This window comes from Streptomyces griseofuscus, from assembly GCF_014673495.1.
Lineage (GTDB): Bacteria > Actinomycetota > Actinomycetes > Streptomycetales > Streptomycetaceae > Streptomyces > Streptomyces murinus.
Map to the genome: position 1 here is coordinate 1,633,815 of NZ_CP051006.1, position 22,081 is coordinate 1,655,895.

The 22,081-nt window shown below is 72.8% G+C and carries 19 protein-coding genes; 7 read left to right on the plus strand and 12 right to left on the minus strand.

Going from position 1 to position 22,081, the window contains the following annotated elements; all coding sequences use genetic code 11:
• Nucleotides 1–143: 143 nt before the first annotated feature.
• Nucleotides 144–1,331, plus strand: coding sequence for a macro domain-containing protein (locus HEP81_RS07150; RefSeq protein ID WP_051850417.1), 1,188 nt, complete (start codon nt 144–146; stop codon nt 1,329–1,331).
• Here the strand turns inward: HEP81_RS07150 and HEP81_RS41335 are convergent.
• The gene (locus HEP81_RS41335; RefSeq protein WP_037659513.1) at nt 1,306–1,983 is read right to left on the minus strand and encodes a 4Fe-4S single cluster domain-containing protein; all 678 of its coding nucleotides are present in this window, start codon (nt 1,981–1,983) and stop codon (nt 1,306–1,308) included. The genes HEP81_RS07150 and HEP81_RS41335 overlap by 26 nt on opposite strands.
• Before the next feature lie 237 nt (nt 1,984–2,220).
• Between HEP81_RS41335 and HEP81_RS07160 the strand changes: the two genes are divergently transcribed.
• From HEP81_RS07160 to HEP81_RS07170, 3 genes are read left to right on the plus strand one after another with little or no spacing between them, the layout of a single operon-like run.
• Nucleotides 2,221–2,922 (plus strand): hypothetical protein, encoded by a 702-nt coding sequence (locus HEP81_RS07160; protein ID WP_243279303.1) that lies wholly within the window; start codon nt 2,221–2,223, stop codon nt 2,920–2,922.
• A gap of 41 nt (nt 2,923–2,963) precedes the next feature.
• Nucleotides 2,964–3,728 (plus strand): hypothetical protein, encoded by a 765-nt coding sequence (locus HEP81_RS07165; protein ID WP_051850415.1) that lies wholly within the window; start codon nt 2,964–2,966, stop codon nt 3,726–3,728.
• Nucleotides 3,703–5,325, plus strand: a complete 1,623-nt coding sequence (locus HEP81_RS07170; RefSeq protein WP_051850414.1) for a hypothetical protein — start codon at nt 3,703–3,705, stop codon at nt 5,323–5,325. The genes HEP81_RS07165 and HEP81_RS07170 overlap by 26 nt, the downstream gene beginning before the upstream one ends.
• A 93-nt stretch (nt 5,326–5,418) precedes the next feature.
• On the opposite strand, the gene HEP81_RS07175 is transcribed toward HEP81_RS07170, so the two are convergent.
• The 3 genes from HEP81_RS07175 to HEP81_RS07185 are packed head-to-tail and all read right to left on the minus strand — an operon-like array spanning nt 5,419 to nt 10,471.
• A complete protein-coding gene (locus HEP81_RS07175; RefSeq protein ID WP_037659564.1) occupies nt 5,419–6,039 on the minus strand; it encodes an RES family NAD+ phosphorylase in 621 nt (206 codons plus the stop codon).
• Between the two features lie 32 nt (nt 6,040–6,071).
• Nucleotides 6,072–6,737 (minus strand): hypothetical protein, encoded by a 666-nt coding sequence (locus HEP81_RS07180; RefSeq protein ID WP_037659510.1) that lies wholly within the window; start codon nt 6,735–6,737, stop codon nt 6,072–6,074.
• Entirely contained in the window at nt 6,734–10,471 is a 3,738-nt protein-coding gene (locus HEP81_RS07185; RefSeq protein WP_037659509.1) for a CHAT domain-containing protein, read from the minus strand. The genes HEP81_RS07180 and HEP81_RS07185 overlap by 4 nt, the downstream gene beginning before the upstream one ends.
• Before the next feature lie 281 nt (nt 10,472–10,752).
• On the opposite strand from HEP81_RS07185, the gene HEP81_RS07190 reads away from it, so the two are divergent.
• Both HEP81_RS07190 and HEP81_RS07195 read left to right on the plus strand, forming a co-directional pair.
• A complete protein-coding gene (locus HEP81_RS07190) occupies nt 10,753–11,070 on the plus strand; it encodes a hypothetical protein (RefSeq protein ID WP_243279304.1) in 318 nt (105 codons plus the stop codon).
• Entirely contained in the window at nt 11,067–11,723 is a 657-nt protein-coding gene (locus HEP81_RS07195) for a hypothetical protein (RefSeq protein ID WP_037659506.1), read from the plus strand. Before HEP81_RS07190 ends, HEP81_RS07195 begins: the two co-directional genes overlap by 4 nt.
• An 18-nt stretch (nt 11,724–11,741) precedes the next feature.
• Here the strand turns inward: HEP81_RS07195 and HEP81_RS07200 are convergent, their stop codons facing one another.
• From HEP81_RS07200 to HEP81_RS07235, 8 genes are all read right to left on the minus strand, one after another.
• Entirely contained in the window at nt 11,742–13,277 is a 1,536-nt protein-coding gene (locus HEP81_RS07200) for an NCS1 family nucleobase:cation symporter-1 (RefSeq protein ID WP_037659505.1), read from the minus strand.
• Nucleotides 13,278–13,430: 153 nt separating this feature from the next.
• Complete coding sequence (locus tag HEP81_RS07205; RefSeq protein WP_037659503.1) at nt 13,431–14,453, minus strand: TIGR03842 family LLM class F420-dependent oxidoreductase; 1,023 nt, start codon at nt 14,451–14,453, stop codon at nt 13,431–13,433.
• Nucleotides 14,454–14,464: 11 nt separating this feature from the next.
• Nucleotides 14,465–15,868 (minus strand): dihydropyrimidinase, encoded by a 1,404-nt coding sequence (gene hydA, locus HEP81_RS07210; RefSeq protein ID WP_037659501.1) that lies wholly within the window; start codon nt 15,866–15,868, stop codon nt 14,465–14,467.
• 102 nt (nt 15,869–15,970) lie between these two features.
• Nucleotides 15,971–16,813 carry a nitrilase-related carbon-nitrogen hydrolase gene (locus HEP81_RS07215; RefSeq protein WP_037659500.1) on the minus strand — a complete coding sequence of 281 codons (843 nt, stop codon included), beginning with the start codon at nt 16,811–16,813 and terminating at the stop codon, nt 15,971–15,973.
• Nucleotides 16,814–16,968: 155 nt separating this feature from the next.
• The gene (locus HEP81_RS07220) at nt 16,969–18,546 is read right to left on the minus strand and encodes a PucR family transcriptional regulator (RefSeq protein ID WP_037659498.1); all 1,578 of its coding nucleotides are present in this window, start codon (nt 18,544–18,546) and stop codon (nt 16,969–16,971) included.
• A gap of 56 nt (nt 18,547–18,602) precedes the next feature.
• On the minus strand, nt 18,603–19,856 hold the full coding sequence (locus HEP81_RS07225; RefSeq protein WP_190276092.1) for an aspartate aminotransferase family protein: 1,254 nt from the start codon (nt 19,854–19,856) through the stop codon (nt 18,603–18,605).
• Nucleotides 19,857–19,885: 29 nt separating this feature from the next.
• Nucleotides 19,886–20,728 (minus strand): nitrilase-related carbon-nitrogen hydrolase, encoded by an 843-nt coding sequence (locus HEP81_RS07230; protein WP_037659495.1) that lies wholly within the window; start codon nt 20,726–20,728, stop codon nt 19,886–19,888.
• A gap of 151 nt (nt 20,729–20,879) precedes the next feature.
• Complete coding sequence (locus HEP81_RS07235; protein WP_037659494.1) at nt 20,880–21,131, minus strand: helix-turn-helix domain-containing protein; 252 nt, start codon at nt 21,129–21,131, stop codon at nt 20,880–20,882.
• 86 nt (nt 21,132–21,217) lie between these two features.
• On the opposite strand from HEP81_RS07235, the gene map reads away from it, so the two are divergent.
• On the plus strand, nt 21,218–21,994 hold the full coding sequence (map, locus tag HEP81_RS07240) for a type I methionyl aminopeptidase (RefSeq protein WP_037659492.1): 777 nt from the start codon (nt 21,218–21,220) through the stop codon (nt 21,992–21,994).
• Nucleotides 21,995–22,081 lie beyond the last annotated feature (87 nt).

Consider the following 22,081-nt stretch of genomic DNA (forward strand, 5'->3'; position numbering starts at 1 on the left):
TGGGCGCGCCACGGGGGCGCGGCGCGGAGGGAATCGGCGCGATACGCGGGTCGCGGGACGCCGAAGATATCCGAAATCCCAGCCCGGTAAGGGGAGTTTCCGGCAACTTCAACGGGCAATCCGCCGGGTCTACGATGTGCCCCATGCACCCGTTGCCCGCGCACGAAAGCCTTGTGGAAGAACTCCGGGAAGTGAGGCGCCGCGGTCTGCCCGGGCTGCGCCACTGCCCCCGGGAAGCGCTGCGCGAGGCGGCGGAAGCGGCCGGTCTGTGCGGCGGGGAGCAGGACGAGCAGAGCGGCATCGAGGAGCTTTTGGGCGCGGCGGTGCGCCGGCTGGCCGGCGGGCACCCGGTGCGGGACGACGACTCCAGCGATCCGCTGGCCCGCGCGGCCGCCCACTCCTTCGGGATCTTCCCGGCCCGTCGCGGGGTCCCCGGCACCGACCGGCGCAAGGCCGCGGCAGGGGTCTACGGGGTGACCACCGAGCGCTTCCGCAAGAGCCAGGAGCGCCAAGTCATCGCCGAACTCGCGGCGGCGGTCCTGGCGGTGGCCCGGGAGGGGCGGGTGAGGGAGGCGGCCGGGCCGGTGACCGGCGACCCCTGGACGCTCGTCCCGCGGGAGCCGGCGACCCTGCCGCCGACGGCACCGCCCGGGCGGGCGATACCCGCTGCCGGTGTCCCGGCCCGGCCCCCGGTCGTCCGGCCGGGCGCCGCCGCGCCGGCGGGCCGGATCACGGTCCGGACGTGCCCGATCGAGCTGGTGCGGGACGTGGACATCCTGGTCTCCTCGGAGAACACGTTCCTGGAGATGTCCAAGACCTTCCGCTCCACGGTGTCCGGGGCGCTGCGCCGTGCCGCCGCGCTGCGGGACGCCTCGGGCGAGATCGTGGACGACGTCCTCGCCCGCGAACTGGGGGTGTGGCTGCGGACGCACGAGCGGCCGGGCGTGCCCGTGCGGCCGGGCACCGTCGTGGCCACGTCGTCCGGCGCGCTGGCCGCGCAGGGGGTACGGCGCATCCACCACGCGGCGATCGCGGCCCCGGTCGGCAATGGCGAGCGCTATCACGTGACCCCCGCCGTACTGGCGGAGGCGGTGCGCGCCTCCTTCGAACTGGCCCGCCAGGAGGCCGAGTTCCTGGCACTGCCGATGTCCTCGATCTGCTTCCCGCTGATGGGTACCGGCCGGGGCGGGCTGTCCGTGCCGACCGCGGCGCGCGCGCTGCTCGGCGCGCTCGGGCAGGAGCTGCGCCGGGACCCCTCCTGGTCGGTGCTGATGGTCACGCCCGACGAGGGCCACGCCCGGTTGCTCATGGCCGCCAGCTCCGCTCGGTGATGGCGACCCCGCCCCGCTTGAGCAGGCGTTCCATCTCGGCGAGTTCCCCGCGCAGCGGCACCCCGTACAGCCGCAGCTCCCGGCCGTCGCCGCCGCTCAGCTGAAGGCGCCGGCCGGTCGACTCCCGGTCCAGGTAGGGGGCGTAGCGGGCGGCGCCGCGCGGGGTCAGGGCCTCGATCCGCTGGTTGGCCGAGCCGCGCCAGAGCAGCCGGGTGGGCTCCGCGACCCGGAACCGGCCGGTGATCACGGCGTCCGCGCCGCTGAGGGCCAGCCGCCGCTCGGGCGTCAACTCCTCCTGCTCGTAACCCGTGTACACCAGCAGGTCGGGGGTACGGGGCCCGGCGCTCCCCTCGTGCCGCCGGGCCTCGTCCCTCAACCGTGCGGCTCCCGTGAGGAGTTCGGCGAGCGCCGCCGCCTGCTGGAGGGGCTCGCCGCCGCTGACCGTGAGGCCGTCCGTCCCCTCGGCAAGGGCCTCCCGCCAGAGCGCGAGCACCTCGGAGACGGTGGTGGGCACCCCGGCCGCCGGGTCCCAGGTGTGCCGGGACATGCATCCGGCGCAGGCCAGCGTGCAGCCCTGGAACCAGATGCCGAGCCGCCTTCCCGGGCCCAGCGTCTCCAACGGGTAATGGGTCCCGTCGAGGCGTATTTCCACGGCATCTCCTCCTCGTACCGGCAGCGAGTATCCAGCGCGCGAAGCCGCGCCCGCAATTGCCGGAAGGCCTTCCTCCGGCTGTCCGCCGGGCGGGATCCGGTTGTTTTCCGGAACTCCCGAAGACAGAGATCGAGTTCCTTGAAATCCCTGTCCCGGCAGGGGTTTTGCTCCGCTACTCTCTCCCCCATCGCAGCGACTTCCCAACCCGGACCGCGCGAGGAATGGGGGATCTTCGAAATGATCAACAAAGGTCGAATAAATGTCCGGGTCCAGCGACGGAGAGCCGGTCCCCTCTCCTCGCTGCGTGCCCGGTTCCACGGCCGCCGGGACGCGGACGGGCTGCGGGAGATGCTGGCGGGCGCCTACGCCGGGGGCGCGCCCTCGGACGAGGATCTGCCGCCCTACGTCCTCGGTCTGCACGCGCAGGTGCGGCACAGCACCGCGCGGCTGCGCTCCCGCACCCTGGCGGCGCATCGCGCGCTGCACATCCGGATCCAGAGCGAGTCGGTGCGGGTGGTGAACCAGTACACCGAGCGCGGGGAACCGACTCCGGCCGCGCTCGCCCGGTTCGGCGAGTGGGTCGCGGAGTGGCGCTCGGCCGCCTCGGTCTGCCGCCAGCAGGCCCAGCAACTCACCGATGAGGCCAATCAGTTGATCGCCTGCTACTGGGACGCCGCCTGGGTCCGCGCCCGCCGGGGCGACCGGGCGGGCGGACGGCGGCCCACGGGCTGGCTGCCCGGAAAAATCACCCTGGACGGCACCTGGGCCCATCTCGACGACGGGCTGCTCAGCGACCGCTGGTACGTCCCGGACGCGCCGGGGCGGGACACCGATCCCTCGGCGGTCGCCCAGGCCCTGCACATTCTCGACCACCAGTCCGCGCGCGGCCGTCCGGATCGGACGCGGCAGGGCGATGCCCCGAAGGGCAGCCGCAGGTGATCACCGCTCATCGACTTCCAGGAAGGCCAAGGAACATCATCGTGCAGCACTCGGCCCGGGCCGGTCGCCGGTCCACCGTCCGCGCCGCCCGCCGGCTCGCGGTCCTCGTCCCCCTGGTGTGCGCGCTCGGCGCCCTCGTCTCGTGCAGCAAGCAGGAGGAAGCCCTCACCACGCCCTGCGGCCTGGTCATCGACGGTTCGGGGTCGGCCGCCGCGGCGAAGGAGGGATTCGACTCGGAGTCCAAGCTGAAGGACACCCTCGGCGGGTTCCTCACCGACCAGAAGTGCGGGACCCTCGACTTCGCCCCCGTCACCCGTTCCTCGCGCAGCTCGTCCTGCCGGCAGGACGAGGTGGACCTCGACCCGCCGCACGACGCGACCACCGACCAGAAGACGCAGCGCGCCGACGCCCAGCGGGACGCCGCCGTCGCGGCCCTCGCCGAACTCAAGTGCGCGCGCACGCAGAACGGTTCGGACGTATGGGGGGCGCTGACCCGTATCGGGGAGGCCGTCCCCACCGGCGGCCCGACGCCGAAGCTCCTCGTGGTGAGCGACTTCGACCAGGCCGACCCGGAGTTCCATCTGTCGCGGCAGGACATCACCACCAAGACCGCGCGCGCCAAGGTCATCGACTCGCTGGTGGACAAGCGCGGCATGCCCGGCATCAAGGGGATGGACGTCTTCCCGGTCGGGCTCGGCATGCAGTACAAGGCGAAGCCCAGCGAGGCCGCCGACTTCGACTCCTTCTGGACCGAGGCGCTCGAGGGGAGGGCCAAGGCGCATGTCGACGACAAGTACCGGGGCTGAGGAACCGCAGCCGCGCCGGCGGCGGATAGCCCGCTATCTGCCGTTCACCGGCCGCACCGCCCAGCCGGGCACCGGAACCCGTCCGGGCCCCGCCGCGGGCGCCGCGCACACCAGCCGGCTGCCGCTGGTCATCGGCGACCGGGGCGAACGCGACCTCCTCCAGGACGCCCGGAAGCGGGGCCGGCAGGACGCGCGCCGCAAGACGCTCGATCCATGGGTGCTCAACAGCGGCGACCGGGTGCCGTACTTCGCGGAACTGGCGTCCGTACGGGACGTCGTCGTCCACCGGATCGAGGAGGAGCTGAACCTGCGGGAGGAGGCGGCCCGGCTGCTGGACGCCCGGGCGGGCTCCGAGGTGACCGCCGGGGAGATCGAGACCAGGATCCTGGACGAGCGGCTGCGCGAGGTGGAGCAGGAGATCGAGACGGCCCGCCGCCAGCTCGATCTGCTGGCCGCCCGGTCGGCCCGCTGGCTCCGCTTCCGGGACAGTCTGCGCGAGCGGGTGGAGGAGCGCTGGCTCCAGGCCCGCTTCCCGGAGGCCGCCCGGCCACCGGCCACCGGCTCCGGCGACCCGGCGGAGGGCGGCCTCCGGGAGGACGGACCTGAGCAGGCGGCGGGGGCCAAGGACACGGGGGCCGATCCGGGCGACGACTGGCAGTCGGTGACCACCACCGGCGCCCCGGACGACACCGCCGCCGCGGCGCTGCGGGACGTGTACCGTGCCGCGAGCGCCGAGGCCCGCGACACCGCGTCGAGCTACGGCTGGGAGGGGCTCCAGACCCGCCCCGGGCTGCCCCGGTGGATGACCTGGGCGCTGCTCGCCGTGATCATGGCGGTCGAGGTGCCGATCTACTGGGTCGCGTACCAGCCCTTCCACGGCGTCGGCAGCACCGGTGGGGACTTCATGTCCGGTGCCCTCGCGCTCTCGTCCGCCGTGATCATGCTGATCCTGCCGCACCTGTCGGGGCTCATGCTGCGGTGGCGTTCGGCGACGGGCTCGCCGCGCCTCGGCTGGCTGCCCGCGGTGTCGCTGCTCGGTGTGTGGGGCGGTCTGACCTGGGGGCTGGGCCTGCTGCGCGCCAAGTTCGTGACCCAGCACGACAGTCCGGCCCCGGCCGCGGGGGCCGCCGGTTTCCGCGGGATCGGTGGTTCCGGCGCGGACACCACGACCCTGGTGGACCGGCTGCATCTGTCGAGCCAGACGGTGACCTGGCTGTTCTGCGCGCTGCTGCTGCTCTCGGGCGGGGTCGGCTTCCTGCTCGGTCTGTTCCGTGAGCACCCCTTCCTCGACGCCTTCCGTACGGCGCTGGAGCGGCGTACCGGGCTGCTGCGGCGGCACGAGGAGAGCATCGCGGTCACCGAGCGGGCCCGGGCCGCGCAGGAGACGGCCGAGGACCGCCAGCGGGCCCGCAGGGAGGCCGCGAACGAACGGATGGCCTCCGCCCGCCAGTTGTACGAGGCCGCCGCCGCCCGGTATCTGGGGGAGGTCATGACGGCGTCGAAGGACCCGGCCGTGACGGAGTCGGCGATGCGGCTGTCCCGCAACTGGCCGCTGCTGCCGTCCTCGGCCCGCCGCGAGGCCGCCCGGGATCGCTGAACGACCGCAGGAATCAGGCCCATTGGGCCGAGCAGACGAAGGCCCCGACCCCGCTGATCCGGGTCGGGGCCTTCGCCCGTGCGGGGCCCGCGTTCACTCCTCCCGCGCGGAGATGACCGCGTGCAGCGGTGCCAGCAGCTTGTTGACCCTGCGCGCGTCCTGCTTCGACGCCAGCCGGAGCCGGTCCTGCGGGCGGGGGTCGAGCGGGGCGGCCGGACAGCGGTCCTGGAACAGCTGGAGCGCCGGGCGCGGCCTGCACCGCTTGGACGTCCACCACAGGCCCTGTACCGCGCTGTCGCGCTCCCGGATCACCCGGACCCAGTAGCGGGTGCCCGCGTAGTCGTCGGTGTCGATCAGCCAGCCGTCCTGCCATACGGCGGCCAGCCCCTCGGCGGTCGTGAGGTCCACCAGGGTCAGGTCGGCCGTGGTGCGGACCGCCGACAGGACGTACCGGGAGGCCTGCGCCCACGGGATCTGCCGCACCCCGCTTCCGTCGCTGAACTCGACGGATCGCAGCAGCACTTCGGACAGTGCGGTGACCGGATCGAGGGCCGCGTAGAGGTAGGGGTAGGGATCCTTCTCGGTGGGATCGAAACGGCTGCCCTTGAAGAACTCGTGAGCCACGCTCGGGTTGAACTCGGCGGGCGCGTGCTGCTCCTCGTGGCACCGCCAGACGACGGTGCCCGCCCTCACCACGGTGACCACCGGCGTCATCACGGCGTCCTGGGGAGGGAGTTGGCCGACCATCAGAGCGCCCTCACCAGTTCGGCCGCGGCACGCTCCAGCTGTTCGTCGGGCAGCACGCCGAGCAGGTCCGCGGGAACACCGCCCAGCCAGCGATTGCCGCCCAGCCACCAGTCGGCTGCCCCCCAGGGGTCCTGGTCCGCCCGCAGGAGTTCATTGATCCGGCGTACGACGGGCAGCGGTTCGACCGTGCCGGCCCGGAACTGGAAGCCCGGGCAGCGGATGCCGCGCTCCGGGTCGCGCAGCCTGATCAGACCGGCGGGTGCGTCCGGGCCGCCGCGCAGCTCGGGATGCTCGTCCTCGGTCAGCGCCGGCGCGGCGAGCAGCCGTCGGCGGGCCGCCCGCAGCAGTTCGGCGGGGTCGGGCGGCGGGGTGCCGAGCACCTGGAGCACGGCGTCCATCGTGGCGAGGCTGGGCAGTTCGCGGGGGCCCCCGGCGTAGCGGTGGCCGCCGAGGGCCTCGGACACCGGGTGGTCGGGCGGCAGCGCGGACAGCGTTCGGCGCAGCCTGCGCACGGCGCGTGCGACGCCCGGCGGGTTCCCGGCCGCGGTCTCCTCCTTCATCTCCCGCAGGGTGCGCGAGAGCAGGTCCAGGTCGTCGTCGTCGAGGCCGGTGATGACGGTGGTCCAGTGGTTCTCCAGGAGCCGGAGCAGCTCCTCCGACGTCATACGCGCTCTCCTTCTTCGGGCCGGGCGGAACGCGCCGCCGGTGCGGGGTTGCCGTGGTGGACGAAGGCCGCCCAGGTGTCGGGCCGGCCTTGGAAGTCCTCGGCGAGGCGGCGGGCGGAGACATGCTTCAGGGCGCGCACGGGCGGCCGTTCGCCGGGCGCGGTGAGCATCCAGCGCTGGGCGGCGCGCAGCGCGTCAGGCGGGGCGAGGCCCCGGGCGAGCGCGTCGTGCAAGACGAGCATGAGCACCTCGGAGCGCATGTCGTCGACCTTCCAGCGGGAGCCGACGGCGTCGGCGGCCAGCCGGTGCACCATGACCGAGGTGACGGTCAGGGCCTCGTCGTGATCGCGGGTGGTGAGGTCCGTCTCGCAGCCGCCGCACACGACCAGCGGCCCGGCCGAGCGGAAGGCGTCGCCCTCGGCGGGCGTCTCCAGCAAGGTGCTCAGGGTGAGGGCCCCACCGGTGGCCGCTCCGGCCGGCGCGGCCAGATGGAGGGCGGACCGGGTCGGGTCGGGGCCGGCGAGCCCGTGGCAGGCGATGTGCACCAGGGAGGCGGGGCTGTCGGCCCGGCCGCCGAGCAGGGCGAGGACCGTCTCGGGGGTGGCGGGGTCCTCGTCGGGGCGGTGGATGACGGCGTGCGGGTAGTGGACCTCGGCCAGCGTCTCGATCTCGTCCTCGGCCCACTCCAGGTCGTCCGTGCCGTGGAACACCAGGGCCGGGCGCTCGGCGGGCGGCATACGGCGGCGGGCGGCGGCGCGCAGGAACTCCCGGCCGGACGCGGCGTGCGTGAGGACGGCGACCTCGCAGGCCCGTACGGGACGCGGCACGTCGTACACGGCGGGCGGGGTGAGGACGGCCGCCTGCCAGGGCACGACCCCGAGTTCACCGCAGGGCACGAGGACGAGCCGTACGGCCCGGGTGTCGTCGGCACCGACGGCCTGACCGGCACCGCCGACGATCCCGCCGGCCTCGCCAGAGGCCCCTCCGGACGCACCGTCCAAGGCCCCGAGCAGACCCGCCTCCCCGAGGGCGCGGTCCCAGACCCCGAGGTGGTCCAGTACGGGACCCAGCACCTCGCCCGCCCACCCGCACATCCCGTCCAGCGCGCCGAGCCAGCGCCGCTCGGCGCGCCCGGTGTCCCTCGGATTGACGGTGTCGGGGGTGTCGAGGGCGGCGGTCTCCATGCGCTGCCGGTGCGCACCGGCCTCCAGGTACTCCGCCACGGGCGCGCGCCCGGCGGGGGCGAGGGCGGGCAGGGGCAGGGCCTCGGCGGGGCCGTCGCGGGTGACGACCAGGACGGCACCGTCCGTGCCGTCGACGCCGGGGACCAGGTACAGCAGCGCGTCCGCACCCGCCTTCGCCAGCCCGGCGCGCAGATCGCTCCCGGCGACGGGCACCGACTGCGCGTCGGTGTCATCGCCCTGGCCGCGCAGCGCTTCCAGGGAGCGGCGGCGCAGGTCGCCGGGGAGACCGGGGGTGCCCGCGCCCGCCGCGGCCAGCACCTCCAGCGGGGAGCGGTCCCGCAGGACGCCGGGCAGGCCGGTGCCCGCGGCCGACAGTTCCAGCAGGGAGCGGTCGTCGGCCCGGTCCGGGGATTCGTCGGCGGCGGCGCGCCAGCGCTCGGCGAGCCGGGTCTCGCCCAGGGCCGCCAGGCGGTCGGCGACGCCCGCCGCGACGGCCGCCGCGCCGAGCACCAGGGAGCGGCCCTCCTCCAGACACGCCATCGCCTCCTCGGTGAGCCCGGCGCGCAGCGCCCAGAAGGCCGCGCTGCGGCCCCGGTCGGCCGCCCCGCGCGCGATGCGCAGTCCGCGGTGGGTGCCCTGCTGGAGCAGTACGTCGTCGGCGGCGAGCCGGAGCGAGGCACGGGCGAGGCCGACGGCCGCACGCAGTTCCCCGGCGTCGGCCTCGCCCGGCCCGAGGGTGGCGCGCTTCGCCCGGAGCGCGGCCAGGTCCCAGGTGAGGCGGGCGCCGTTGGGCATGCCGTCGGGCAGTTCCGCCAGGCCCTGGGTCAGCTCCGCGATCGCCTCGTCCAGCGGTTCGGGGTCCCCGGTCAGCTGGTGCAGGGTGTCCAGGGCGATGGCGATGCCGCCGCGCGCCCAGGGGCGTACGCCAGGGGTGAAGCCGGGGTTGTCCAGGGCCTTCCTGGTGCGCCGCACGCCCTCGGCGATCCGGCTGGGATCCGACTCGGCGATCGCGGTCAGCGCGATCAGCCCGGCCCAGCTGCTGTCGAGGAGGCCGCGCAGGACGGGCACGTCCACGGAGGTCTCCACGGCCCGCTGGAGGTGATGGGCGGCCGCCCGCAGATGTTCCGTCCGGTCCTCGGCCGAGGCGGCGAGCACCACGCGGCCCAGATAGGCGTAGCCGAGCACGAAGCCGGCCAGCACTCCGGTCCATTCCTCGGCGCCTTCGAAGGCCTCGTCCAGCTCCAGTTCGCACAGCGCTTCGATGATGTCCTCGACCGCGTCGCCGTCACCGCTGTCCAGGGCGGCCGTCAGCCTCCCCTGAAGCCGGGTGACCTCCCCGCACATGCGCAGGCTCGCCGCCAGATTGCCGTCCTCCGGGTCCTCGTCCCAGCACTGGGCTTCGAGCAGGGTCCGGGACATGTCCTCGTCCTGGAGGCTGCCCCCGGTGAGAAAGGCCGCGGCCAGCACTCCGGGCACGACGGTGCGCAGCCATTCGCGGTGGGTGCGGCTGTCGAGTTCGCCGTCGGTGTACGCCTCGTGCATCAGCCGGAGTGCTTCCCTGAACCCCTCCATGTCCCCGGAGCGTGCGGCGAGGGTGGTGTGGAGGAGGGCGGCGATCATCCGGGACTGGAGGGGTGCGCGGGTCTCCGCGCCCGTCACGGGATCCCGCGTGCCGGTCAACTCGGCCAGCAGCTCGGGCAGTTCCTCTGGTGCGAGGGTCTCGGGTGACATCACCTCGGCCAGGGCGAGGAACCGGATGCGGGTGTGCCGCTGCTCCGCCTCCTCGTCGGGGTCCGCGGGGTCGCCGTCCGGTGCGGGGACGATCCCCCGCGCCTCGGGCGGGAGCCCCGCGAGGGTGTCCTCCAGCATGGCGAACAACGACGGCAGCAGGGCGCGCAGCGGTCCCGGCACCCGCATGTCCGGCATGGCTCCGAGGAGACCGCGGGCCCCGTCGGCGACCGCGCCCAGGTCGCCCTTCAGCACCGCCTCGGTCAGTGCCCCCAGACCCAACAGGTTGGCGCGCAGTTCGGGAGGCATCTGCTCCTCCTCCCGTTCGAGCAGCAGCCGTACGAGCAGTCCGGTGTCCTCCACCAGGCCCGTACCGCCGTGCGTGAGCGGGGCGCCGACCTCCAGCATCGACGTCAGCTGGTCGATGGTCCACCGGCTGTCGGACCCGGTCGAGAAGCCGCGGTGCGCCGTCATCAGGCGTGAGCCGAGCAGGAGCACGAGGTCCCGGCGTGCGGCCTCCCGGTCCGGCTCGTCGAGCGGGGCCGCGGTCCGGGCCTCGTCGAGCAGGCGCACCGCTCGCTCCCGGTCCGCCGGGTCGCCCGCCAGGACGAACCGCAGGGCGAGGCATCTGCCGAGCCGCGCCGCCACCAGCGCGGCCCGCGCCCCTCCCCCTTGGGCCGACTCCGACTCCGCCTGTATCCGCGCCAGTTCATCGGCCAGCGCGTCGAGTTCCGGCCCCCGTGTCCCGTCGTACGTGTCCGGGTCCATCGGGACGGAGATCTCGGCCGTGCGTGCGAGCGCGGCGGCGACGCGGTCGCTCACTGGTACGGGCCCGGCTCCACTCATGCGTCATCCCCTCCGCCGCCATGGTGCCCGCTCCCCCGATCCCGGTGGGCGGTGGTCGCGTCTCTTCCCGGCATCCTGCCGGACAACGCCCGGTTCCCGGACGGATTCCGCCCGATCCGGGCGCTCCCCGGGGCCGACGGGCCTTCCCGTCGGGCGAGTTCGGGGCGTGATCGGCTCCGCCCATGGCACCGGGGCTGCGAACTCGTCATGCTGGACGCCTTGTTGCCCGCATGAGGATCCGAGAAGGAGGGGATGCGGTGACGCACTCCGCACCGGTGCCCGACGCCCTCGAACCGTACGTGGAGACCACCCGGAACGACTACGCGGTGCGCTACACGAGCGGTCTTCGGATCGAGGCCGCGGACGACGGGGTGGCCGTACTGCACGGCCGCTGCCCCCGCTGCGGCTGTGCGTTCACGTACACGCACACCGACCGGGTCTTCCGCACCCCGCGCCGGGTGCCCCGCCCCGCGCATGTCCCGGTGCTCTGCGAGTGCACGGCCGAACACCCGGGGCGGCCGCCCGAGGAGAAGGGGTGCGGTGCCTACTGGAACGTCCTCATGGAGCGCAGATGACACCGCGCTGGTACGTCCAGCCGGGCCCGCCCGCGACCCCCGCCGACCGCGAGGCGGGCCGGCTGACCACACAGTTGCTCGCAGGTGAGCTGGCCCGCGCCCGGGAGGCGGCGCTCGCCTGGCGCAACGGGCTCGCGGCCCTGTTCGCCGGGCTGCTCGGCTTCGGTCTGATCAAAGGCCGTACCGACGTGGGGAAACTGGCCCCTCCGTACGACGCCCTGGTGGGCGGCGCGCTGCTGCTGTGCCTGCTGTTCGGCACCCTCGGCGCGCTGCTGCTGCTCCGGGCGGCGCACGGGGCGCCCATCGGCGTCCGGCTGCCGACCGGCGTCCCCGCGGCGGCCACCGCGCTGCATCTCGGCGACCACATGGAGACCCGCCGCACGGTGCGGGCCCTCACCCGCGGGGTGGTGCTGACGATCGCGTGCGGCTCGATGCTCGTCACCGGGGTGGCGCTCACCTGGTACGGCCCGGAGAAGGACGGCCCCCGGATCCTGGTGCGCACCCCCTTCGGGGACGTGTGCGGCGAGCCGGTGCGCACGGACGCCGGACGGCTGCTCGTAAAGACGGACACCGGCGCGGTCACCGTGCTGCTCGACCGGGCCGAGTCCCTGGCCGCGGTCGACGCGTGCCCGCAGGGGCCGTCCGCGGAGTGACCGCGGCCGGCCCCTCGCTCAGACGGCCTGTGCCGCCCCCTCCCGTCGTCCGGTCAGCAGGGTCAGCGCCAGGTAGAGCACCAGCGAGGTGCCGAGGCCGACCGCCCAGCCGTAGTCGGCGAGCGGGGCGAGGGCCGGGATCGGGCGGCCGTCGTACAGCGGCTTGAGGCTCGCGCCGCCGATCGCGAGGACACCGCCCACGACGAAGGCGAGGACCGCCCGCCAGTTCCAGCCGCCCACGTACCAGTACCGGCCGCCGGTGCGGTAGAGGTCGGCGAGGTCCAGCCGGGTGCGGCGCACGATCCAGTAGTCGGCCACCAGGATGCCCGCGACGGTGCCGAGCAGCCCGCCGACCAGGCCGAGCCAGGTGAAGATGTAGCCCTGCGGGTCGGAGTACAGCTTCCACGGGAAGATCAGTACGGCGAGGACCGCGGTGATCAGCGCCCCGGTGCGGAAACTCACCTTGCTGGGCGCCACGTTGGAGAAGTCGAAGGCCGGGGAGACCAGGTTGGCGGCGATGTTCACCGAGAGGGTCGCCACCAGGACCGTGACGAGGGCGTAGAGCAGACCGACCACGTTGTCGGTCTTCGCGGCCAGCTGTACCGGGTCCCAGACGGGCTTGCCGTAGACGGCCTGCGAGCCGGAGGTGACCAGCACGGACAGGAACGCGAACAGCGTCATCGTGGTGGGCAGACCGAGTGCCTGGCCCCAGGTCTGGGCCTTCTGGCTGCGGCCGTAGCGGGTGAAGTCCGGGATGTTCAGCGACAGTGTGGACCAGAAGCCGATCATGCCCATCAGGGACGGCCAGAACAGCTTCCAGAACCCGCCGCCCCAGCCGAGCGTGGACGGCTGGTCGAACAGCGGCCCGACCCCGCCCGCCTTGGACGCCATCCACCACAGCATCACGAACGCGCCGACCAGCACGAACGGCGCGGCCCAGTTCTCGAAACGGCGGATGGTCTCCATGCCCCGGTGGATGATGGCGACCTGGAGCACCCAGAAGAGGGCGAACGACAGCCACATGGTCCAGGCGTAGCCGCCGATGTGCGCGGCGTCCGACCAGCTGTGGCCGATCAGCTTCCCGGCGAGGAAGTAGATGGCCTCGCCGCCGATCCAGGTCTGGATGCCGAACCAGCCGCAGGCCACCAACGCCCGCACGACGGCGGGGAGGTTGGCGCCGCGCACCCCGAAGGAGGCGCGGGCGAAGACCGGGAAGGGGATGCCGTACTTCGGTCCGGCGTGCCCGGTCAGCAGCATCGGCACCAGGACGACCAGGTTGGCGACGGCGATGGTGAACACCGCCTGCTTCCAGTCCATGCCGACGGCGATCAGACCGGAGGCCAGCGTCCAGGAGGCGGTGTTGTGGGCCATGCCGACCCACAGCGCGGAGAAGTTGTACGTCGTCCAGGTGCGCCGGCCGGCCGGGACCGGCAGCAGGTCCTCGTTGGCGTAGCGGCCGCTGGGCCGTGGCGCGCCGGGGGCGATCTCCACCCGGCCGTCGGCGAGGGTGACCTGGGCCGATGGTGGTATGTGCGGGGGAGCGGTGTCGGTCATGGGCGGGCCCCAATCGGGAATGAGGGGATCGGCAAAGGCCGTTGCGGGCACCAGCCCCTCCCCGCGGGGAGGCGGGGAGGGGTGACCAGGGGTGGGGGGGTTGGGGCGGACCCCCGAGGGGACCGGGAGAGGCAGTGAACGGAACGGGTGGGGCTAGGAGTTGACGGCGGGGATCACCTGGCTGCCGTAGGCGTCGATGGTGGCCTCCTGCGCGTCGTGCATGTCGTACAGCGCGAACTGGTCGACGCCCAGGGCGCGCAGCGCGGTCAGCTTCTCGATATGCCGCTCGGGCGGGCCGATGAGGCAGAAGCGGTCCACGATCTCGTCGGGCACGAACTCGGTGTCGGGGTTGCCGCTGCGCCCGTGGTGGGCGTAGTCGTAGCCCTGCCGGGACTTGATGTACTCGGTGAGTTCCTCCGGTACCTGGGCGGAGTGTGCGCCGTACTTGGAGACCAGGTCGGCCACGTGGTTGCCGACCATGCCGCCGAACCAGCGGCACTGGTCGCGGGCGTGGGCGAGGGCCTCGGGCGAGTCGTCGGCGGTGACGTACGCCGGTGCCGCCACGCAGATGCTGACCTCGTCGGGGTCGCGGCCCGCCGCCTGCGCCGCGTCCTTGACGGCCTTCACCATGTACTCGGTGAGGTAGAGGTCGGCCAGCTGGAGGATGAAGCCGTCGGCCTCCTCGCCGGTCATCTTCAGCGCCTTGGGGCCGTACGCGGCCATCCAGACGGGGAGTTGGGCGCCTGGCCTGACCCAGGGGAACTTGACGACCGCGCCGCCGCCGAGGTCGGCGGAGTCGCCCCGGCCGAGGGCGCGGATCACCTTGATCGCCTCGCTTATGCGGGCGAGGGTGTTGGGCCTGCGGCCCGCGACGCGCATCGCGGAGTCGCCGCGGCCGATGCCGCACACGGTGCGGTTGCCGAACATGTCGTTGAGGGTGGCGAAGGTGGAGGCGGTGACCTCCGGGGTGCGGGTGGACGGGTTGGTGACCATCGGTCCGACCGTCAGCCGTTCCGTCCGCGCCAGGATCTGGCTGTAGATCACGAACGGTTCCTGCCACAGCACGGCGGAGTCGAAGGTCCAGCCATGGCTGAAGCCGTTGTGCTCGGCCCGCTTCATCAGGTCGATGACGCGGGAGGCCGGCGGGTCGGTCTGGAGGACAAGTCCAAAGTCCATGGGCGCTGCTCCTAGTTGAGGTACTGGCAGGTGGAGCGCGGGGTGTAGACGCCGTGTCCGGCGTGCCCGGTGTACTCCCGCCGGTCGATGACGGTCTCACCGCGCGAGAGGACCGTCTCCACCCGGCCGGTGATCCGCCTGCCCTCGTACGCCGAGTAGTCGACGTTCATGTGATGCGTCTCGGCGGAGATCACCTGCTCGGCGTGCGGGTCGTAGATCACCACATCGGCGTCGGCGCCGGGGGCGATGGTGCCCTTCTTCGGGTACAGGCCGAACATCCGCGCCGGGGTGGCGCAGGCGATCTCGATCCAGCGGCGGCGGGAGATGTGCCCGTCGACCACGGCCTGGTGGAGGAGGTCCATGCGGTTCTCCACGCCCGGCATCCCGTTGGGGATCTTGGAGAAGTCGCCGCGGCCCAGCTCCTTCTGCCCGCTGAAGCAGAACGGGCAGTGGTCGGTGGAGACCACCTGGAGGTCATTGGTGCGCAGCCCCCGCCAGAGCGCCGCCTGGTGCTCCCTGGGCCGCAGGGGCGTCGAGCACACGTACTTGGCGCCCTCGAAGTCCGGCTCGGCGAGGTTGTCGGTGGACAGGAACAGGTACTGCGGGCAGGTCTCGCCGAACACGGGCAGCCCGTCGTCGCGGGCCCGCGCCAGCTCGGTGAGCGCCTCGGCGGCCGAGACATGGACGACGTACAGCGGTGCGCCCGCGACCTGAGCGAGCCGGATGGCGCGGTGGGTGGCCTCGGCCTCCAGCAGGGCCCTGCGGACCTCGCCGTGGTAGCGCGGGTCGGTCTCGCCGCGGGCGAGGGCCTGTTCGACCAGGACGTCGATGGCGATGCCGTTCTCGGCGTGCATCATGATCAGGCCGCCGTTGCCCGCGGCACGCTGCATGGCGCGCAGGATCTGGCCGTCGTCGGAGTAGAACACCCCGGGGTAGGCCATGAACTGCTTGAAGGAGGTCACGCCCTCCTCGACCAGCAGGTCCATCTCCTTGAGCGTCTCCTCGTGCACATCGGAGACGATCATGTGGAAGGCGTAGTCGATGGCGCAGTTGCCCTCGGCCTTCTGGTGCCAGGCGTCCAGGCCCTCGCGCAGGGTGTGGCCGACGCTCTGGATGGCGAAGTCCACGATCGTGGTCGTACCGCCCCAGGCGGCGGCGCGGGTGCCGGTCTCGAAGGTGTCGCAGGCGTAGGTGCCGCCGAAGGGCATCTCCATGTGGGTGTGGCCGTCGACGCCGCCGGGGATGACGTACTTCCCGGTGGCGTCGATGGTCTGCCCGGCGCCGAGCGCGGCGGCGGCGGGGGTGCCGGATGCCGCGAGGGCGGCGATGCGGCCGTCCTCGATGAGGACGTCGGCGTGAATCTCGTCGGATGCGGTGACGACGAGACCACCGCGGATGATCTTTCGGCCGGTCACTTGGTCCTCTCTCGTGGTCGGCTGCGGGTGAGTTGTGGTTGCTCGCGCACACGCGGCGGTAGCCGCACATCGGGTACCGCCCCGTGCCCCTGACAGGGCGCCTTACGGCGCTGTCAGCGGCGAGTACGCGCCCGGGGTGCGGTCGCGGTAGAACTGCCAGCGGTCGCGGACCTCGCGGAGTTTGGCCATGTCCAGGTCGCGGACGACCAGTTCGGTCTCCTTGTCACTGGCGACCTCGCCGACGTACTGGGCCTCGGGGTCCACGAAGTAGGTGGTGCCGTAGAAGTCGTTGTCGCCCAGGTCCTCCACGCCGACCCGGTTGATCGCGCCGACGAAGTACTCGTTGGCGGCGGCCGCGGCCGGCTGCTCCAGCTGCCACAGGTACTTGGACAGGCCGCGGGAGGTGGCCGAGGGGTTGAAGACGATCTCGGCGCCTTCGAGGCCGAGCGCCCGCCAGCCCTCGGGGAAGTGGCGGTCGTAGCAGATGTACACGCCGATCCTGCCGACGGCGGTGTCGAAGACGGGCCAGCCGCTGTTGCCCGGGCGGAAGTAGAACTTCTCCCAGAAGCCCTGCACCTGGGGGATGTGGGTCTTGCGGTACTTGCCGAGGTAGCTGCCGTCCGCGTCGATCACGGCGGCGGTGTTGTAGAGGACGCCCGGCTGCTCCTCCTCGTACATCGGCAGGATCAGCACGATGCCGAGGGCGCGGGCGAGGGACTGGAAGCGCTGGACGGTCGGACCCTCGGGGATCCGCTCGGCGTAGTCGTAGAACGCCTTGTCCTGGACCTGGCAGAAGTAGGGTCCGTAGAACAGCTCCTGGAAGCACAGGACTTGGGCGCCCTGCGCGGCCGCGTCGCGGACCGCCTGCTCGTGGACCTGGATCATGGATTCCTTGTCGCCGGTCCAGGCGGTCTGGAAGAGGGCGGCACGGATCACTCGGCTCATCGGGGCCTCCGGTAGCGGGGTGTGCGGTGAGCCTAGGAAGCGGGCGGGCCGGCTTCGACGGGCAGCGTGTCACGTCCCCGGGGGCTTCGCGTGCCACCGTGTCATGTCTGCGCGGGCCCATGTCTCACCGCCGTTTTCCCAGGTGGTCACAGGTTTCAGCGTTGTTGCGCATCATGCGCGAGCAGCGCGATGTGGACGGAGGCCGCCTGTTCGAAGTCGTCCAGGTCGACACCGAGGCGGCCCTGTATGGCCTCCAGGCGGCGGTAGAGCGCGGGCCGGGAGACATGGTGGAGCTGGGCGGTACGGGATTTGTTGCGGCCGGTGGCGAGGTAGGTGCGCAGCACTTCGAGCAGCTCGGGCTCGGCCTTGCGCAGCAGCCCGTCCAACTCCCGTTCCGCGAACGACTGCACGTCCGGGTTCTCCCGCAACAGCCTTACGAGCCCCCGTAGATGGACGTCCTTGAGGCGTACGACGGCGGGCAGTCCGAGGGCGGCGGCTGAGCCGGCGACGGCGTCGGCGACATGGCGGGCCTCGCGCAGCCCCGCGGGCACCTCGTCCCAGCCGGTGCGCGGGTCGGCTGCGGCGACCAGGGCGTCCGGCCGCCCGGTTGCCTCCCGCAGCCGGGCCGCGAAGAGCGCGGTGAGGGCGTCGGCGGCCCGGTCGCGCGGCAGGCTGAGCAGAACGGCGGTCACACCGTCGGCCAGCTCGGCGGCGAGCCCGGACAGGCCCAGCACCCGCAACAGCCGGTCCAGTACGGCGGGTTCGGCGCCCGGCACGACGAGCGGCACGAAGGTGCGCAGATTGACCGGGAGCCCGGCGGCGCGGGCGCGCGGCAGCAGTTGGCGGGCCGGTACGACACCGGAGACGAGGTCGGTGAGCAGGCTCTGCGCGGACTGCTCCTCCCAGCTCAGCGCGGAGCCGCCGAGCATGCGGTGCAGCACCAGGGCCTCGGCGGCGCGGTCGGCGAGCAGCCGTCCGTTGGCCGGCTCGCCCCGGTAACCGCACAGCAGCAGCCGGCCCCAGCGTTCGCCGCGGCCGCCGAGTTCGGCGCTGATCCAGGCGTCCAGGGCGCCGCCGCCGGCCTGCCGGGAGACCCGCTCCCAGTCGCGCAGCACATCGTCCACGGCGGAGCGCTCCCCCGCCGTGGCGAGGACGCGATGGGCGAGATTGGTGAGGACGACGGGACAGGCGCTGTGCCGGGCGACCTCGTCGAGCAGCCGCTGGAGCGGGGCGCCGGCCGTGATCAGCGCGGTGAGGTCGGTGCGGACCGCCTCGGACAGGCTGACGGCCGCGAACTTGCGCCGTACCAGCCGGGACTGCACCTCCTCGGTCAGCTCGGCGAAGGGGAAGGGGCGGTGCAGCACGACCAGGGGGAGGCCGCAGCGTTCGGCGGCGCGGCGCATCACCTCGGGCGGGGTTGGGAAGGCCCGGCCGAGGCCGAGGACCACGGCGGCGGCCTCGGCCCGGTGCAGCGACTGGATGTACTCGGCCTGCCGGCTCTCGTCACCGGCGAGGAGCACCCCGGTGGTGAGCACCATCTCGCCGCCGGTGAGCATCACGCCCACATCGGCGGCCTCGGCGACATGCACCCAGCGCACCGCCCGGTCGAGGCCGCCGGCGCCGGCCACCACCTCGGGTTCCCCGGCCAGTACCCGCTCCAGGGTGAGCACCTGGCGCACGGAGAGGGCGGGTTCCGGCGGGGCGGCGGGATGGGAGGCGGAGGTGGTGGTCATGGCCGTATCCCCTTGCTCGGCAGTGCCAGGTGTCCCCTTGGTGTAGTACGCGTTTGTTACGAGTACGCGCTCCTGAGCGCTTCTTCCAGGATGGCGGCGCCCTCCTCGGCCTCCGCGACGGTCAGCGACAGCGGCGGGGCGACGCGCAGGGCGCTGGTGTCATGGCCGCCGCCCTTGCCGATGAGCAGGCCGCCGGCGCGGGCCGCCTCCAGGACGGCGGAGGCAGCCTGCGGGTCGGCCTCGTCGGTGCCGGGTTTCGCCAGCTCGATGCCGATCATCAGACCGCGCCCGCGGATCTCGCGCACCCCCGGCAGCTGGGCGGAGACGGCCCGCAGCCGCTCGATGAGCAGGCCGCCGACCCGGCGGGCGTTGCCCTGGAGGTCGTGGTCGAGGAGGTAGGCGAGGTTGGCGAGCCCGGCGGCCATGGTGAGCTGAGTGCCGCCGAAGGTGGAGATGCTGTTGGCGTCCAGGCAGTTCATCAGCTCGGCACGGGCGATGACGCCGCCGATGGAGGCGCCGTTGCCGATGCCCTTGGCGAAGGTGACGATGTCCGGCGGGCCGCTCGCGGCGTGTGCTCCCCAGCCCCAGAAGTGGTCGCCGGTGCGGCCCCAGCCGGTCTGCACCTCGTCGGAGATCCACAGGATGCCGCGTTCCTTGAGCACTTCGTGGAAGTCGGCGTACAGCCCGTCGGGCGGTGAGGTGAACCCGCCGACGCCCTGGATGGGTTCGGCGATCAGTGCGGCCGGGGGCCGGGTGTGGCCGAGGACGTCCCGCAGGTCGGCGACGCAGGCGTCGGTGAAGGCGCGGTCGTCCAGATGCGCGAAGGGGCCCCGGGTGCGGACGCCGCCGTGCACGTACAGGGTCTGGAGCGGGGAGAGCGAGGTCGGTGACCAGCTGCGGTTGCCGGTGATGCCGACGGTGGAGAAGGAGCGGCCGTGGTAGCTGTTGCGCATGGCCAGGACGGTGTTGGAGCGCCGGTACGTGGTGGCGAGCAGCAGGGCGGTGTCGTTGGCCTCGGTGCCGGAGGTGGTGAAGAAGACCCGGGCGTCGGGGATGCCGCTCACCTGGGCGATGCGCTCGGCGAGTTCCACCATCGGGCGGTTGAGGTAGAGGGTCGAGGAGTGCAGGATGCGCCCGGCCTGCTCGCTGACCGCCTTGGTGACCTCGGGCAGCGCGTGCGCGGTCATGGTGGTGAGGATGCCGCCGAAGAAGTCCAGGTAGCGGTTGCCGTCGGAGTCCCAGACATGGCGGCCCTCGCCATGGGTGATCTCGATCGGGTCGTCGTAGTAGAGGGCGAGCCAGTCGGGCATCACCCGGCGGTGGCGGGAGTAGAGGTCGCTCACGGCTGCACCAGCCCTTCGTAGGCGTCGGGACGGCGGTCGCGGTAGAAGGCCCACTGCTGCCGTACGTCGTCGATGAGTGCGAAGTCCAGGTCGCGGACGAGGAGTTCCTCGTCCTTGTCGCCCGCGACATCGCCGACGAACCGGCCGCGGGGGTCCACGAAGTACGACGTCCCGTAGAAGTCGTTGGTCCCGTACTCCTCTTGTCCCACCCGGTTGATGGCGGCGACGAAGTACTCGTTGGCGACGGCCGCGGCGGGCTGCTCCAGCTGCCAGAGATGAGCGGACAGGCTCCGGTGGGTGGCCGAGGGGTTGTAGACCAACTGGGCGCCGCCGAGGCCGAGTTGCCGCCAGCCCTCGGGGAAGTGGCGGTCGTAGCAGATGTAGACGCCGACCCGGCCGACGGCGGTGTCGAAGACGGGCCAGCCGAGGTTGCCGGGGCGGAAGTAGTACTTCTCCCAGAAGCCCTCGACCTGGGGGATGTGATGCTTGCGGTACTTGCCGAGGTAGGTGCCGTCGGCGTCGATCACGGCGGCGGCGTTGTAGTAGAACCCGGGCTGCTCGACCTCGAAGACCGGCACGACGATCACCATCCCGGTCTCCCGCGCGAGTTCCCGCATCCGCCCCACGGTCGGCCCGTCGGGCACGGGCTCGGCCCACCGGAAGTGCTCCCGGTCCTGGACCTGGCAGAAGTAGGGGGCGTTGAACACCTCCTGGAACCCGATGATCCGCGCGCCCCGCCGGGCCGCCTCACGGGCGTGCTCCTCGTGTTTCGCCACCATGGACTCGGTGTCGCCGGTCCAGGTGGCCTGGACCAGTGCGGCGCGGACGACGTTGGCCATGAGCTGCTCCTTCGACATGACGTCAGAGCCTCTACGCCCGTAGAGCAGACCGTAGAGGCACGAACGTAAGCCTCCGGGGCCGCCTTGCCAAGACCATCGCCGCCAACCCGCCGATTCACACTCCGGTGGGTGAGCAGGGGGCGGCCGCTCCTCAGACGGTCAGCGGGGTGCAGTGCACCGCCAGCTCGTCCATCGACAGGCCGAGCGATCTCGCCAGCGCGGCCACCGTGAAGAAGGCCGGGGTCGGGGCGCGGCCGGTCTCGATCTTGCGGAGGGTCTCGGCAGAGACGCCCGCAGCGGCGGCGACCTCGACCATGCTGCGGTCACCGCGCGCCTCACGCAGCAGCCGCCCGAGCCGCTCGCCGCGCTCGTGCTCTTCGGGGGTGAGGGGGGTGCGCACCATGCGTCCATTGTGCCCGTCACCCTCCCCCATTCAAATACCGCCCTCCCGGCGCATCCCCCAATACAAATACCGGTATAGTAATTGGCATGGTGGAACTGAAGACGGAAGCGTCCATCGACGCGATGTATGCCGCGGGCCAGGTCGTCGGGCAGGCCCTGAGTGCCGTACGCAAGGCCGCGGACGTGGGGGTCTCGCTGCTGGAGCTCGACGAGGTGGCACGGGAGGTGCTGCGGGCGGCGGGGGCCACCTCGCCCTTCCTCGGGTACCGCCCCTCCTTCGCCCCGACCCCCTTCCCCGCGGTGATCTGCGCCTCGGTCAATGACGCGATCGTGCACGGCATCCCCACCGGGTACCGGCTGCGCGACGGCGACCTGGTGTCCATCGACTGCGGGGCCCTGCTGGACGGCTGGGCCGGCGACTCGGCGATCAGCTTCGTGGTGGGCCGCGCCCGCCCGGAGGACGTACGGCTGGTCGACACCGCCGAGCTGGCACTGGCGGCGGGCATCGCGGCGGCCGTGGCCGGCAACCGGATCGGCGACATCGCCCACGCCGTCGGCCGGGTCTGCCGTACGGCGGGCTACGGCGTCCCGCAGGACTTCGGCGGCCATGGCATCGGCCGCCGTATGCACGAGGACCCCTCGGTCCCGAACGAGGGCCGCCCCGGCCGCGGCTTCCCGCTGCGCCCCGGTCTGGTCCTGGCGATCGAGCCGATGCTGATCGGCGGCGGCCGGGACGACTACTACGAGGCCCCCGACGGCTGGACCCTGCGCACGAGCGACGGCTCCCGCGCGGCGCACGCGGAACACACGGTGGCGATCACGGAGCAGGGCCCCCGGATCCTCACGGCACGCGTCCCCGCCTGAGGGGCGCCCGTTCCTCCGCTCGGGCGAACATGCCCAGCCCCCTACTTCATGCCATCGTGGGCATGAGCAGCCCCACTCCGGGTTACC

What these genes read in the sequence shown, in the direction of transcription:
- HEP81_RS07235 (WP_037659494.1), bottom strand. Translation starts at nt 21,131, where the DNA reads ATGGTGCGCACCCCCCTCACCCCCGAAGAGCACGAGCGCGGCGAGCGG.
- HEP81_RS07175 (WP_037659564.1), bottom strand. Translation starts at nt 6,039, where the DNA reads ATGACGCCGGTGGTCACCGTGGTGAGGGCGGGCACCGTCGTCTGGCGG.
- HEP81_RS07180 (WP_037659510.1), bottom strand. Translation starts at nt 6,737, where the DNA reads ATGACGTCGGAGGAGCTGCTCCGGCTCCTGGAGAACCACTGGACCACC.
- HEP81_RS07170 (WP_051850414.1), top strand. Translation starts at nt 3,703, where the DNA reads ATGTCGACGACAAGTACCGGGGCTGAGGAACCGCAGCCGCGCCGGCGG.
- HEP81_RS07205 (WP_037659503.1), bottom strand. Translation starts at nt 14,453, where the DNA reads ATGGACTTTGGACTTGTCCTCCAGACCGACCCGCCGGCCTCCCGCGTC.
- HEP81_RS07215 (WP_037659500.1), bottom strand. Translation starts at nt 16,813, where the DNA reads ATGAGCCGAGTGATCCGTGCCGCCCTCTTCCAGACCGCCTGGACCGGC.
- HEP81_RS07160 (WP_243279303.1), top strand. Translation starts at nt 2,221, where the DNA reads ATGATCAACAAAGGTCGAATAAATGTCCGGGTCCAGCGACGGAGAGCC.
- HEP81_RS07225 (WP_190276092.1), bottom strand. Translation starts at nt 19,856, where the DNA reads ATGCCCGACTGGCTCGCCCTCTACTACGACGACCCGATCGAGATCACC.
- HEP81_RS07200 (WP_037659505.1), bottom strand. Translation starts at nt 13,277, where the DNA reads ATGACCGACACCGCTCCCCCGCACATACCACCATCGGCCCAGGTCACC.
- HEP81_RS07195 (WP_037659506.1), top strand. Translation starts at nt 11,067, where the DNA reads ATGACACCGCGCTGGTACGTCCAGCCGGGCCCGCCCGCGACCCCCGCC.
- HEP81_RS07220 (WP_037659498.1), bottom strand. Translation starts at nt 18,546, where the DNA reads ATGACCACCACCTCCGCCTCCCATCCCGCCGCCCCGCCGGAACCCGCC.
- map (WP_037659492.1), top strand. Translation starts at nt 21,218, where the DNA reads ATGGTGGAACTGAAGACGGAAGCGTCCATCGACGCGATGTATGCCGCG.
- HEP81_RS07230 (WP_037659495.1), bottom strand. Translation starts at nt 20,728, where the DNA reads ATGGCCAACGTCGTCCGCGCCGCACTGGTCCAGGCCACCTGGACCGGC.
- HEP81_RS07150 (WP_051850417.1), top strand. Translation starts at nt 144, where the DNA reads ATGCACCCGTTGCCCGCGCACGAAAGCCTTGTGGAAGAACTCCGGGAA.